General features: G+C 67.6%; 10 protein-coding genes and 2 pseudogenes. 9 read left to right on the top strand and 3 right to left on the bottom strand.

Annotation, left to right across the window (positions count from 1 at the left end):
• The first annotated feature begins 101 nt into the window (after positions 1–101).
• The 4 genes and pseudogenes from AC5677_RS19240 (at position 102) to AC5677_RS19225 (ending at position 4,785) form a co-directional block, all read left to right on the top strand.
• Positions 102–1,010, top strand: a complete 909-nt coding sequence (locus AC5677_RS19240) for an NTP transferase domain-containing protein (protein ID WP_497196246.1) — start codon at positions 102–104, stop codon at positions 1,008–1,010.
• Entirely contained in the window at positions 1,007–2,578 is a 1,572-nt protein-coding gene (locus AC5677_RS19235) for a molybdopterin molybdotransferase MoeA (protein WP_497196245.1), read from the top strand. Before AC5677_RS19240 ends, AC5677_RS19235 begins: the two co-directional genes overlap by 4 nt.
• Positions 2,575–2,982 (top strand): annotated as a pseudogene (locus tag AC5677_RS19230) (potassium channel family protein); the annotation flags it as partial. The gene AC5677_RS19235 and the pseudogene AC5677_RS19230, both read left to right, overlap by 4 nt.
• Positions 2,983–3,378: 396 nt before the next feature.
• Entirely contained in the window at positions 3,379–4,785 is a 1,407-nt protein-coding gene (locus AC5677_RS19225; RefSeq protein WP_497196244.1) for a S8 family serine peptidase, read from the top strand.
• Between the two features lie 142 nt (positions 4,786–4,927).
• Here AC5677_RS19225 and AC5677_RS19220 read toward each other — a convergent pair whose 3' ends face one another.
• Positions 4,928–6,037: a potassium channel family protein gene (locus AC5677_RS19220; protein ID WP_497196243.1), complete on the bottom strand. Its 1,110-nt coding sequence runs from the start codon at positions 6,035–6,037 to the stop codon at positions 4,928–4,930.
• A gap of 174 nt (positions 6,038–6,211) precedes the next feature.
• Positions 6,212–6,691, bottom strand: a complete 480-nt coding sequence (locus AC5677_RS19215; RefSeq protein WP_497196242.1) for an NUDIX domain-containing protein — start codon at positions 6,689–6,691, stop codon at positions 6,212–6,214.
• A gap of 887 nt (positions 6,692–7,578) precedes the next feature.
• Between AC5677_RS19215 and AC5677_RS19210 the strand changes: the two genes are divergently transcribed.
• Both AC5677_RS19210 and AC5677_RS19205 read left to right on the top strand, forming a co-directional pair.
• Positions 7,579–7,986, top strand: coding sequence for a hypothetical protein (locus AC5677_RS19210; RefSeq protein ID WP_497196241.1), 408 nt, complete (start codon positions 7,579–7,581; stop codon positions 7,984–7,986).
• Between the two features lie 37 nt (positions 7,987–8,023).
• Positions 8,024–9,334 (top strand): VanZ family protein, encoded by a 1,311-nt coding sequence (locus AC5677_RS19205; RefSeq protein ID WP_497196240.1) that lies wholly within the window; start codon positions 8,024–8,026, stop codon positions 9,332–9,334.
• Positions 9,335–9,370: 36 nt separating this feature from the next.
• On the opposite strand, the pseudogene AC5677_RS19200 reads toward AC5677_RS19205, so the two are convergent.
• A pseudogene (locus AC5677_RS19200) lies at positions 9,371–9,847 on the bottom strand (recombinase family protein); the annotation flags it as partial.
• Here AC5677_RS19200 and AC5677_RS19195 point away from each other — a divergent pair.
• The 3 genes from AC5677_RS19195 (at position 9,776) to AC5677_RS19185 (ending at position 13,067) form a co-directional block, all read left to right on the top strand.
• A complete protein-coding gene (locus AC5677_RS19195; protein ID WP_497196682.1) occupies positions 9,776–10,870 on the top strand; it encodes a potassium channel family protein in 1,095 nt (364 codons plus the stop codon). The pseudogene AC5677_RS19200 and the gene AC5677_RS19195 sit on opposite strands and share 72 nt — an antisense overlap.
• A gap of 119 nt (positions 10,871–10,989) precedes the next feature.
• Positions 10,990–11,967, top strand: a complete 978-nt coding sequence (locus tag AC5677_RS19190; RefSeq protein WP_497196239.1) for an NAD(P)H-quinone oxidoreductase — start codon at positions 10,990–10,992, stop codon at positions 11,965–11,967.
• 200 nt (positions 11,968–12,167) lie between these two features.
• Positions 12,168–13,067 (top strand): hypothetical protein, encoded by a 900-nt coding sequence (locus tag AC5677_RS19185; protein ID WP_497196238.1) that lies wholly within the window; start codon positions 12,168–12,170, stop codon positions 13,065–13,067.
• The last annotated feature ends 173 nt before the right edge of the window (positions 13,068–13,240 follow it).

Below are 13,240 nucleotides of genomic sequence, written 5' to 3'. Positions count from 1 at the left end.
AACGGCGCGCCCCTGGCGATACTCATGGGGTGAGCGACATTCGCGGGGTGAGCGGCATCCAAGGAGTGAGCGGCACTCGAAGGGTGAGCGACACTCAAGGAGTGAGCGACCACACCGACTACGACGCCGTCGTGCTGGCCGGCGGCGCGGCCCGCCGGCTCGGCGGGGTGGACAAACCCGCCCTCTCCGTCGGCGGCCGCGCCCTGCTGGACCGGGTCCTCGCCGCTTGCGCCGACGCGGCGACCACCGTCGTCGTCGGCCCCCGTCGTCCGGCGGGCCGCCCCGTCGTCCGGGCCCTGGAGGACCCGCCCGGCGGCGGCCCGCTCGCCGGACTCGAGGCCGGACTGCGGCACACCACCGCCCCGACGGTCCTCGTCCTCTCCGCCGATCTGCCCTTTCTGACGGCCGCGACCGTGCGCAGCCTCCTTGCGGCCGTCGCCGGGCCGGCGAGCGGCTCGCCTCTCGACGGGGCCGTGCTGCGCGACGCCGACGGGCGCGACCAGCCGCTGGTCGCTGCCTACCGGGCCGAGCCACTGCGCCGCGAACTCGCCCTGCTGCACGCCGAACACGGCTCCCTGACCGGGCTGCCGCTGCGCGCCCTGCTGTCCGAGCTGACGCTGGCGCGGGTCCCGGATGCCACCTCCACGGCGTCCTTCGACTGCGACACCTGGGAAGACATCGGCGCCGCACGTGCGCGTATCAGGGAGCATGGCAACGTGTTGGATGAATGGATCACCGCAGTCAAGGCCGAACTGGGCATCGACCTCGATGTCGACACCGCGACCCTGCTCGACCTCGCCCGGGACGCGGCACACGGCGTGGCCCGTCCGGCCGCGCCGCTGACGACCTTCCTGATCGGGTACGCGGCCGGCCGGCAGGGCCTCGATGTGACGGAACTGGCCCACCGGGCGGCGGCGCTGGCCAACCGCTGGGCCGCGGAAGGCGGCGAGGGCGCGCAGCCGGACGGCGCCACGGGTGCCACGGGCGGCGAAGCGAAGACCGCGGAATGACCGAGGGGGAGTTCGACGCCGCGCTGGACGACGCGCTCGCACTGGCCAACGAGGCCGTGCCCGCGGGCGCCCGGCGCGATCCCGTGAGCGGCCCGTTCGGCCCGTTCGACCCGTACGGGGCGGACCGGGCGTACGGCGGGGGCGGTGCGTACGGCACGAGCGGGCGAAACGATGCACGGCGGGCCGCCCCGGACAACGAGAGCGCCGGGCGCGCCTCTGCGGACAGCGCATCCGGTACCGGCGAGGCACCCGCCGCCGCCCGTCCCGCACCCGCCGACCCTCCCGCCGCCCCCCCTGACCCCACCCCGCTCGCCGCCTGCCCCTGGCCGGCCGCCCGGGACCGCGCCCGCCGCGCCGTGTCCCGGCCGCTGCCGCCCGAGAAGACGCCTCTGGGCGAGACGCTCGGCCGCACCCTCGCCGGCCCGCTCGCGGCCCTCACCGATCTGCCGTCCTTCGACACCTCGGCCATGGACGGCTGGGCGGTCTCCGGCCCCGGCCCCTGGCAGCTCGACGCTCCCGGCGCGTCCGCCGGCATCCTTGCCGGTCATGCCCCCGCCGCCCCGCTCCCCGACGGCCACGCGATCCCCATCGCCACCGGGGCACGGGTCCCGGCCGGCGCCACCGCCGTGCTGCGCAGCGAGCACGGCGAGGTGCGGGAGCGCAGCGACGGCCGGCCCCGGCTGTATGCGCTGCGGTCCGCGTCGCCGGGCCAGGACATCCGGCCGCGCGGCCAGGAGTGCCGCCGCGGCGACGAGCTGCTGGCGGCCGGCGCCGTGGTGACCCCCGCGGTGCTCGGCCTGGCCGCGGCGGCCGGTTACGACGAGCTGACCACCCACCCCCGCCCGCGGGTCGATGTGTTCGTCCTGGGCGATGAGCTGCTGCGCCACGGTCTGCCGCACGAGGGACGGATCCGCGATGCGCTCGGCCCGATGCTCGGCCCCTGGCTGCACGCCCTGGGCGCCGAGGCGGCCGCGCCGCGCCATCTCGCCGATGATCCCGACACGCTGTACGCGGCGATCGCCGGCTCCCGGGCCGATGTCGTCATCACCACCGGCGGCACGGCGGCGGGCCCGGTCGACCATGTCCATCCCACGCTGCGGCGTCTGGGCTCCGAGGTGCTGGTGGACGGCGTCGAAGTGCGCCCCGGACACCCCATGCTGCTCGCCCGGATCACCCCGCACCGCCACCTCGTCGGGCTCCCCGGCAATCCCCTCGCCGCCGTCTCCGGACTGCTCACCCTCGCCGAGCCGCTGCTGCGGACGCTGTCCGCCCGGCGTGCCCCGGCCGCGTACCGCACGCCGCTGTGGTCGTCGGTCCACGGGCATCCACGCGACACCCGGCTCGTACCGGTCGGCTATCGCGAGGACGAGAGGTACGGGCTGATGGCGGAACCACTCCACTTCCACGGGCCCGCCATGCTGCGCGGGATCGCCGCCGCCGATGCGCTGGCCGTCATCCCGCCCGGCGGCGGGGACCGCGGCACCGAGGTCGACCTCCTCGAACTCCCCTGGCCGGCCGACTGGTCGCGGCCCGTGGCCGGGCAGGCCCCCACTGGAGGCGCGGAGTGAAGCTCCCGTCCTACGACGCCGCGGCGCGCGACGTTCCCGAGGACCGTTCGCACCGCGTGATACTGCCGCGCCGCACTCCCAAGGCGCCGCTGCGGCAGGTCGCCCGCCGTCTGCTGATGGCGTTGCTGGTGCTGATGGCGACGGTCTTCATCGTGTGGATCGACCGGGCGGAGTATCACGACAACGCCAATGGCTCGGTGGATTTCCTCGACTGCGTCTACTACGCGACCGTGACGCTCTCGACCACCGGCTACGGCGACATCGTCCCGTACGGGGACAGCGCGCGGCTGCTGAACATCCTGCTCATCACGCCGCTGCGGGTGCTGTTCCTGATCATTCTGGTCGGCACGACCCTGGAGGTGCTGACCGAACGCACCCGCGAGCAGTGGCAACTGAAACGCTGGAGTCAACGTTTTGCCGAATGGAACACAAGATTGATCGCCGCGCTTAGCCCTTGACCGCGTCCTGCACGAACGCCGCAATGGCGACGAGTAGACCGAGCACGCCGATCACCGTGCTCCACGCAGCTTGGCGGTTCGGGCTACTGGCAAAGCTCGCCCACCAACTGCCCGTCATGCCCCGGTCGACGTGGCTTCGTCCAGTCTTGGAGCCCCCTTTAGCGGTATCTGGCCAACCTCTCGGCCAATTGTCTTGCCGTGACGGCCTGCTGACATGATGTGACGCGCATGACGTGCGCCCGACAATCAGGCGAACGACAGACGGCTGCCTCAGGCAGTCGGCCGGAACGGGGGCCGCAGCGGAACGCCGGGGCTCACGGATGCAAGGAAGGTATGAGGGGGATGAGCTTCACGCGCACGCTGCGTGCGGTGGGCGGCGCGGTGGTGGCGGGAGCACTGCTCTTCGGCGCCGCCCCGACCGCTTCGGCAGACGAGATCAGGGACGCGCAATGGCCGCTGAAGGCATTTGACGCGGAGAGCGTATGGAAGGAATCGACGGGCAAGGGTGTCACGGTCGCGGTAATCGATGATCCCGTCTACGGCAACCACCCGGACCTGAAAGGGAATGTGCTCCCGGGGAAGAGTTTCATTGATGGGGGGCGTGGTGATCAGGAGAGCGAAAATAATCACGGAACTGGGATGGCGTCACTCATCGCTGGGCATGGGCATGGTGCAGGCAGTTCCGATGGCGTGATGGGCCTAGCGCCGGATGCAAAGATCCTTCCCGTTGGGAGGCCGGATTTCGGACAGGGAGACGGAAGTACCTACGTTGATGATTGGATTAGGTACGCAGTCGATCACCATGCATCAATCATCAACATGTCTATCGAGCCTACTTCGCTCTCAGACACCGATAAAGAAGCACTGGCCTATGCGAGCAAGAAGGACGTTCTGGTTATAGCGGGCGCCGGGAACGATGGGGCCGAGCTAGGTCCCTTGGCTTCATCTCCCGGAGTCGTCACCGTGGGGGCGGTGGACAAGTCCGGGAAAATCTGGCCGAATTCTAATTCGGGTAGCCAGGTGATGCTTTCGGCTCCCGGCGTGTATATCACGTCTGCTTCTGCAAAGAGGTCAGAATACCCCTACCGGCGGGCCAATGGAACTTCTGACTCCACGGCCTATGTTTCAGCTGCCGCGGCACTCCTGCGTTCGAAGTTCCCTGACCTCACCGCCGGTCAGATTGCCAATCGTCTCGTCAAGACGGCTGGTCTCGCGCCGGGGAAGCAAGGCCTTAAGCTTCCTGACCCGCATTACGGATATGGCTTTATTCGGCCGTTGAAGGCGCTGACGGCCGATATTCCTGCTGGTCCCAAGAACGGCCCGCTGAAGACTCCGAAGACGGCCCCGACCGGTGGAGCAACCGGCCCCAGTGCATCGGGTGGCGACCAGGCAAGCGAGAAGAAAGACAGCGGGCTCGGTACCAGTGCCATTGTGGGCATCGCAGCTGGTGTTCTCGTCGTTGTCGCGATCATCGTCATCGTCATCGTCGTGGCCCAGAAGAAGAACGGCCGTAATGGTCCACCCCCCGGCGGTCCTGGCGGGTACGGCGGGCCTGGCGGACCCGGGTTTGCGCCGCAGCCGCCCGGCCCGTACCAGCAACAGCCGAACGTGCCGGGTTCCTACCCGCCCGGCCCGTATCAACAGCAGCCGAGCGCGCCGGCCTCCTACCCGCCGGGCCCCTATCAGCAGCAGCCGGGCGCGCCCAGTCCGTACCCGGCGCCGCCACCCACGCAGCCGCCGGGTCGGTAACGCCTTGTCGTAGCGATAGGGCTGTAACCGAACCCAGCAGCCCGCACACCGCGGTACGCCTCAGGGGCCCGGACGATCGTCCGGGCCCTTCGCCTTGCCCGGGTAGGTGCGCCGAACACTTCGCCGAATGGAACACATGCCTTCAGGCGTCGTGGTCGATGGCCATCGCCCGCTGAATGGTGATGAGTCGGTCGGTGAGCTGGAGCTTTGCCGCCTCGGGCTCGGTGTAGTCCAACATCCTGCCCCCGCGTAGGACGGCCACGACCAGATCACTGCACTCGCGGGGTGAGCGACCCGCTTCCGACTTCGCCACCGGACGCTCAGTGAGATCCAGCCCGCTGCCGTAGGTCATCAAGTCCTCAAGAACTACTCCCGCGCTCGGGCTGGCCATTGCCGTGCCGAGCAGCCGGCCCGCCGAGCTGGAACTCGTGATGACGGTGTCGGCACCGCTCTGCTTCAGCAGCGGCATGTTCTCGTCCTCGCGGACCGCCACGACGATGGCGGCGTGTTTGTTGAGCTGGCGCGCGGTGAGCGTCACCAGGGCAGCGGTCTCGTCCCGGTGGGTGGCGACGACCACCTTCGTGGCCCGGTGCAGCTCGGCCCTGCGCAGGGTGTCGGAACGGGTCGCATCCCCGAGCACACCCACCAGCCCGTCACTGCTCGCGGCGTCCACCGTCTCCTTCTGAGGATCGACCACAACGATCTTCTCTTTGGGGACCCCCTGGCTCACGAGGGTCCCGACGGCGTGACGGCCCTTTGTGCCGTACCCGATGACGACGACGTGATCCCGCATCCGGGACCGCCAGCGATGCACCCGTACCTGTTGCCGGGTGCGTTCGGTCAGGACTTCCAGGGTGGTACCGACCAAGATGATCAGGAACAGCACGCGGAGTGGTGTGATGACCAGGATGTTGATCAGCCGCGCGGCATCGCTGACCGGTGTGATGTCGCCATATCCCGTGGTCGAAAGCGTGACGGTTGCGTAGTACGCCGCATCGAGGAGCCCAACGGTCCCGCCGGCGTTGTCGTGGTACCCGGCGCGGTCGGCCCACACGATGCATGTCGTGACCGCAAGTACCACGAGCGCCATGACAAGTCGGCGCAGGACTTGCTGGAGCGGTGGCCTTACGCCTTGCGCGGGCATGACGATGGATCGGCTGGCCTCGTCAACCTGGGTGCGCGAACGCGACCAGAGGGATCGGAGAATGGAGACTCTTCCGGCGCTGTGGGGTGGACGCTGCTCTTCCCTCATGCGGTTGGCTCCCCGTGACCTGCCAGTTCTGCGGCATTCCGCGCGTAAGACATACGGCCATCCTCGGGGATCGCCGCTGTCGTTGCGTCCCGGTGAGGGGGGTTTCGTGGCATGTGTATGTCCCCTCTCGCGGGCATGTCCAGGACGCTGTCTTTATGTCCCGTCCAGGGGGTGCTATTCGCCTTTCGGCGGTTCACCGTGTTCCAGGTACTCGGTGTGCGCTTGGGCTCGGGCGTTGATCGCCGCCTTTACGCGGCGCGCGAGTCGGGGGATCAGCAGCTCGTCCAGGTCGCTTGCGGGGTGGAACTCGGCGGCCAGTAGTTCGTCGGCCGCGAGCTTGATCCCGGCCGGTTCGTCCGGGGACAGCTGTCCGCCATCGAAGACGTACAAGACCTTGTCGCCCTCGGCCTCGCTCGGGGCCCAGTCGATGACCAGCAGCGGCCCGATGGCCGGAGTGATGCCAAGCTCTTCCTGAACCTCGCGCCGGCAGGCGACCAGAGGCGATTCTCCGCGCTCGATGTAACCGCCCGGGATCTCCCACTTCGGCTTGTAGGACGGTTTGACCAACAGGACCTGGTCCTGATCGTCGAAGAACAGCGCGCCTGCTGCCATCCGGGGGGTCGCCATGCGCTGTTCCTGCTCGTTCTTGGCCATGTCGCCGACCCTACTTACGAGCTCGTGCATGCATGGCATCGCCCACCTAACGAACTGGCGGGCTCTCGCGCGTCACCTCGGCCGACGCGCGCACATGAGCGACACCGTCCAAGCCGTCGCCGGCCTGCTGTCTCATCAGCAGATCACCGACCTGGCATCGGCACGGCAAATGTGAACACCGAGCCCCACCGAAGTCCCCGACATCCCACCGCCTACCGTGCACGAGCTCGCTAGCGACGCGGCGAGCGCACGCCGGGGCGCACCTTCTCCGACTGGGCCTCGGCGCCGACGGCGCGTTGAAGCTGTACGGGATAACGGGAAACACCAGCCCTTGGGCCGGCTTCGGAGGAGTGAGCTGTCGAGCTGATCGATCCCGCGCTCTCGACGGGGCGTGCGCCAAGGGGAGACGGTCGCCCGGCTTGCCAGCCAGGCCCCTTTGAGGCGTGCCCCGGCGACGTGCTGCTGCGCCCGCGCGACGGCGGGGTCCACCGCAAACGACAGCCCAGGCCGTCCTCGGCGTTGGCCTGGGCAAGAAAGGCGTGAGCGTACCATCCCAGACTCCACCAATCAGCCAAGAAATCCTCTTTCTGGAATTTTCCTCAAAGATGACAAATGCGGCGCAATTTGGCCGAACCCTACATCGGTAGATGCGGCCACTCCCCTTGCGTGGCCGAATAATTCCTGAGTGGCCGATTCTAGCCGTCGCTAGTTTGGCCATGCCGATTTGAGCCACTGACCGCTGTATCGCTAAAAACTTGCTTGCGCCCGAAGGTCAATACCGCTTAAAGTCAGCTCGCGAGCAAGGGGCATACTATTCCTTGCCGACATTCGCGAACACGGCATCTCCGTTCGACCCACGGAGATCCATGAATGAGGGGGATTCACGAATGAAGATTTTCTCGCGCAACACGGTGCGCAGTATCGCGTTTGGGGGGGTGCTACTCGCGGCATTGGGCTCCACTGCTGCATACGCTGGCGGATCCACGAGCACCAAGCTGAGCAATGGCGTGCTTTCCTTCGAGGCTCATAACGGGCGTGAGATAGGCCAGTCTTCTTCGAAGATCTACTTCGGCGAGAAGTATAAGAAGACGGGCGGGAGCTCCGTGTACGCGAAGCTGACCGTCATCTTCGAAAAAGCCACCTACAAAGACCAGGAAAAGCTCGTCAAGAATGGGCAGACCATCTCCTACTCGGGGAGCGCCCCCGTAAGTTACGCTCCGGATTGCAGTGCCGTAGGCCTCATGTGGGCGGGTGGCCAGAGTTACGAGACGCCTTATATTAAGCAGCTCTGCTGAAACTCCCTTCCTTTCCGCCTCTTGAAAGATGTACCTGGTGATTGAAGCATCTATCGGCGCGCTGCCTGGCCTGATGCCGGCATTTCTCGTCATCGCAGTGATGCTAGGCATTCCGTCAGTTATGGTGGCGAAGGCTAAGGGCGGGAGCATCGGTCTTTCGCTTCTGTTCGCGGCGGCTCTGGCTGGCGTGCTCGCCGTAACGCTTATGCCAGGTGGAGGAGGTTCAGGGCAGGCCGGCATTTGTGATGCCGGCCTGCCCATGCAGGACTTCCTGGCCTCCGAGTCGGCGCGTCTTAACGTGCTGCTGTTTATCCCTGTGAGTTGTCTCGCAGTACTCCTCTTCCGGCGGCCGATTTTGGCCCTTTCCGGAATGTTGATGGTGACGTGTGGCGTTGAGCTGGTCCAATCATGGACAGATCTGGGGCGCGCGTGTAGCTACGACGACATCAAGGCAAACGCACTCGGTGGCCTTCTCGGCACCCTCCTCGGGATCGTGATCTCGTGGATTCAGAAGCGCCACTCACCTTTCACGCGTGCAGATGCACTGTGGGGCATCTGCACTGGTGCGGTAGGTGTCGTCATCCTTACGGCATCGTTCGCCTTTACTGTCGAGCCAGTTCACGGCGAGGCGAAATCGCAGCGCATGCACGCAAATATGGAAGAAATGCGCAAACAGGACGCTTGGCTGCAAAAAACAGTGAACGACCTGTATGGAAAGGAAACGCAGGTCACGCAGTCCACCAGTGAAAAGTTGAAGGGCGGACGTTGGCGCCTCAAGGCAGAGACGGCGCGTGGAGAAGTTACTGCCCTGTGGCCAGACCGAAAGCTCGAAGGCTTCGCCTCGAAGGTGGGCACAGGCGACACCGGTTCGCTTTCCGCAGACGAGATACGGGCGGTTGGTGACCAATTCGCTAACAAATGGTTCCCCGATGATGTGGCTGGCGCCAAGGTCACCTACCGAACTATTCATGGCAAGAAAGCGCCACGCATGCTGGTTTACCGCCGTTACGTGGACGGGGTGATGATGCCAATGCGACTGGACATGACTGTCTCGTCTGCTGGTCGCATCACGGGTGTGGCTGCGCGAAGCATCCCGGATCCGAAACTTCAGAAGGCCACTGTGACGAAAGCTGCAGCGAAGAAGCAGGCTGAACACGTTGCGGGAGACGAAGACGCGGTTCCGGTCAAGCTACTTGCCCAACGGGTCAACCACGCTTGGCGACCTGTATGGATGGTTTCCCTGGTGCGGGGTCCGGAGCAAAAAGTGGAGTCAACGGTCTTCATCGATGCTGTAACGGGTGACGAAGTGACGCCGGAACCCATCGGAGATGGTGACTTGCAGAGCTGACCATAGCGACGCGGCGAGCGTACGTTCGCCGCGTCGCTAGTTGATCTGTCGGCGCCACTTGCCCTCATTCGGGTGGAGGGTTCGTTTGTCTTCCTGCCACCCGAACGGCCGGGTCCCCCCTGTAGGGATGCCGGCCTGCTGCAACGCGCGGTGCTTGCGGGCGACTCGGCGGGCGGTGTCGGCCGACTGCTTGTTGTTGGTCGCTGTCACGATGCGCGCAACCGTGCGGCCGTTGTCGGTCAGAAGATCGAGAGAACCTGTGATGTCGATGATCGGGCGCCCGAAGTTCTGGACGACCTCGATCGCGTCTTCCAGGTGCCGATTGTCACGGGTGGGCCGGTCGATGTCGTAGACGATCAAGCCGTCGATGCGCTTGCCGTTCGGCGCGATTCCTCGTTTGAGATCTTCGAGCGCGCCCTCGAAGACGGGGCGGACGACGCGATAGCCGATCTCCCCGTTGGGGAGGCGTACACGTTTGCGCTTCCATGCGCTGGTGTCCGGCTCCTCGTACGTGTGGACGTACTGCCCGCCGCGCGACTCGACGAACGATCGGTTGTCCTTCTCCTGCTCGTCGCGGCTCTTGATGTCGCGGCCGGTCATAGGGCGGAACGCGGGTTTGACCTCTGTGTTCTCGGTAGCTTCGTTAGCAGGAGTAGCGGGACCCTCGTCGGCCTCGAAGGACAGACGGACCAGACCGGCCCAGTTCTGACCTTTGAGATCCCCCCAACGGGCACGCTGTACAAGCTCGTTGCCCATGAGCTTAGGTTACTTTCACCAAAACGCTGGAGAACCGCCTTGCGCGACCACACCGTCATCGTCGGATACGGGACCAAGGGCCGCAGTGCCGTCCAGACGCTCCGCGCCACGGGGCTGCCCCGCGACCGCATCGTCATCGTCGACCCGAGCGCCAAGGTGGTCGAGGCGGCGGTGGCCGAGGGCTTCGCGGGGGTGGTGGGCGATGCGACCCGCAGCGATGTGCTCGTACGGGCGGAGATCCAGCGGGCGCATCAGGTCGTGATCGCCACCCAGCGCGATGACACAGCGGTCCTGGTCTCCTTGACCGCCCGTCAGCTCAACAAGCGGGCGAACATCGTCGCGGCGGTGCGCGAGGAGGAGAACGCGCCGCTGCTGCGGCAGTCCGGCGCCGACGCCGTCATCACCTCCGCGAGCGCGGCCGGACGGCTGCTGGGGCTCTCTGTGCACAGCCCGAGTGCGGGCACCGTCATGGAGGATCTGATCCAGCAGGGCAGCGGGCTGGACCTGATCGAGCGGCCGGTGGTGAAGTCCGAGGTCGGTAAGTCCGTGCGGGAGACCGACGACCTGGTCGTCTCCGTGCTGCGCGGCCACCGCCTGATCGGTTACGACGACCCGGATGCCAGTCCGTTGCAGTCCGCCGACCGGCTGATCACGATCGTCCGTGCGGCGCCGACGACGGAGCCGGACATCCTCGGCAGGCAGAACCGCTCCCCCTCGGCGCTGCCCGGCACCGGCGTCGCCCCGATGCGGAGGGTGAATGACCACCGGACGGACGAGTAGCCGGGCGCTCTTCGGCGTCTGACGGCCCACCACCGGGCCATGGTCCCCGGACCGCCGGGCTGTGGTCCCCGGACCCCGCCCCATCGCCCCGTGCCCGGTCGGCGAGTAGCCTCGCGCTCATGCGAGCGATCACTATCCCGGAGCCCGGTGGCCCGGAAGCACTTGTCTGGGCGGACGTGCCCGATCCGCAGCCCGCCGAGGGCGAGGTCCTGATCGAGGTCGTGGCCAGCGCCGTGAACCGCGCGGACCTGCTGCAGCGCCAGGGCTTCTACGACCCGCCACCCGGCTCGTCGCCCTACCCCGGTCTGGAGTGCTCCGGCCGGATCGCCGCGGTCGGTCCGGGGGTCCATGGCTGGGCCGTCGGCGATGAGGTGTGTGCGCTGCTGGCGGGTGGTGGCTATGCCGAGAAGGTGGCCGTCCCGGCCGGGCAGGTGCTGCCGCTGCCGCCGGGCCTCGACCTGGTGACGGCCGCCGCGCTGCCCGAGGTGGCCTGCACCGTCTGGTCGAACGTCTTCATGATCGCGCACCTGCGGCCGGGTGAAACGCTGCTGGTCCACGGCGGTGCCAGCGGTATCGGCACGATGGCGATCCAGCTCGCCAAGGCGGTCGGCGCGCGGGTTGCGGTCACCGCGGGCGGCCCCGAGAAGCTGGCCCGCTGTGCCGAACTCGGCGCGGACATCCTCATCGACTACCGCGAGCAGGACTTCGTCCAGGAGCTCCGCAAGGCCACCGACGGCCAGGGCGCGGACGTCATCCTCGACATCATCGGCGCGAAGTACCTGCAGAAGAACGTCAAGGCGCTGGCGGTCAGCGGTCGGCTGGCGATCATCGGGATGCAGGGCGGGGTGAAGGCGGAGCTGAATCTCGCCGCCCTGCTCGCCAAGCGCGCCGCGATCACGGCCACGGGCCTGCGTGCGCGCCCGCTGAACGAGAAGGCGGCCATTGTCGCGGCGGTCCGCGAGCATGTCTGGCCGCTGATCGGCAACGGTCAGGTGCGGCCGATCGTGGACCGTGCCATCCCGATGGCGGACGCCGCCGAGGCGCACCGCGTGGTGGACGCGAGCGTGCATGTCGGCAAGGTCGTGCTGACGGTCTGACCTGCCGCCGCGACCGGCAGGGCTCCGCGTACGCCGACAACACGGAGCCCCGCCGCCGCGTCCGGTCCACCGCGCTGCGGACGGCAACCCCTCCCGCTCCACGGCACATCACCCGATCGGCATCGCCGGGATGTCCCGAATGTGGCTACATGTGACGCTGGGCAGGTCACTCGACGGCTCGGCACGGGAGGGGCACGGCTGTGGCTCCAGGATTCCGTTCGCGCATTACCACCGGTCTGCTCGTGGCCGCCGCCGCTCTGCCCGTCCCACTTGCGACCACCGCGACGGCCGAGGAGCAGCGGAACACCGCAGTCGACCGCCCGCCACACCTTGCAGGGCGGCATGCGCTGCCCGACAGCTATGCGGAGGATCCATCGCTGGCCGGAAGCCGCGCGGGGGAGGGCCGTGGACACCCCGGCCGCCCGGAGTCGCTCGGATACCTGCCGGGGTTCCCCAAGCCGGACGCCGACATGGACGTCCCGGACTTTCCCGGGCTGCGGGACTTCCTCGCCGAGATCCCGGATGAGATGCCGCGCTATCCGGATGATCCGCCCGAGTACCTCCCCTGGCACGACCGGCATCACGGGCTCGATCCGGACTCGGACTCGGACCCGGACTCCTCGGCGGCACCTGACGACGACTTCACGGACTCGACGGATCCCGGGGACTTCGAGCCCGATACCCCTGAGAGTGCGCCCGATGAGGAGGACATCGAGCGTACGGCTCCCCTTGCCCCAAAGCCCGCTGCGCCGAGACCCGCTGACCCGGCGCCCGCACCCTCCAGGCAGGCACCCTCCCAGAAGGTCCCGTCGCGCCCGTCCCCGTCCCGGCCGTCCCCTTCTCGGCCGTCCCCTTCCCCCCACTCCGACGTCGCAGGCCGCCTCGACCAGCACCCGTACATGCCGCTCCAGCCGCCCGCCAAGCCCAAGCGGAACAGCACCCCGCCGGACGACGCAGACGCCGACCCGGCCGCCTCCCCCGGCCCCTACGCCATGGACGGCACAACGGCCCCCGTCGAACGGGTCCTCCCCATGGGCGCCGGCCTCGCGCTCACCGGCCTGGGGCTGGCCTTCCTCGGCCTGCGGCTGCGCCGCCGCTGACCCCCGGCCGCAGGTCATGTTTCACGTGAAACCACCCACCCGAAAAAAAGCCGCCGTTTCACGTGAAACAGGGAGCACCACCCAATCCCCATGTTTCACGTGAAACCAGCCATCCCAGGGAGCCGGAGAACCCCCGCCGAGTCCTTCTCCCCCGCTTCGCCCGCCAGGCGGGC

The sequence above is a fragment of the Streptomyces sp. JLSY215 genome, from assembly GCF_059682825.1.
The sequence above is the reverse complement of the archived record's forward strand: the minus strand, read 5'-3'. Positions and strand labels throughout refer to the sequence as shown.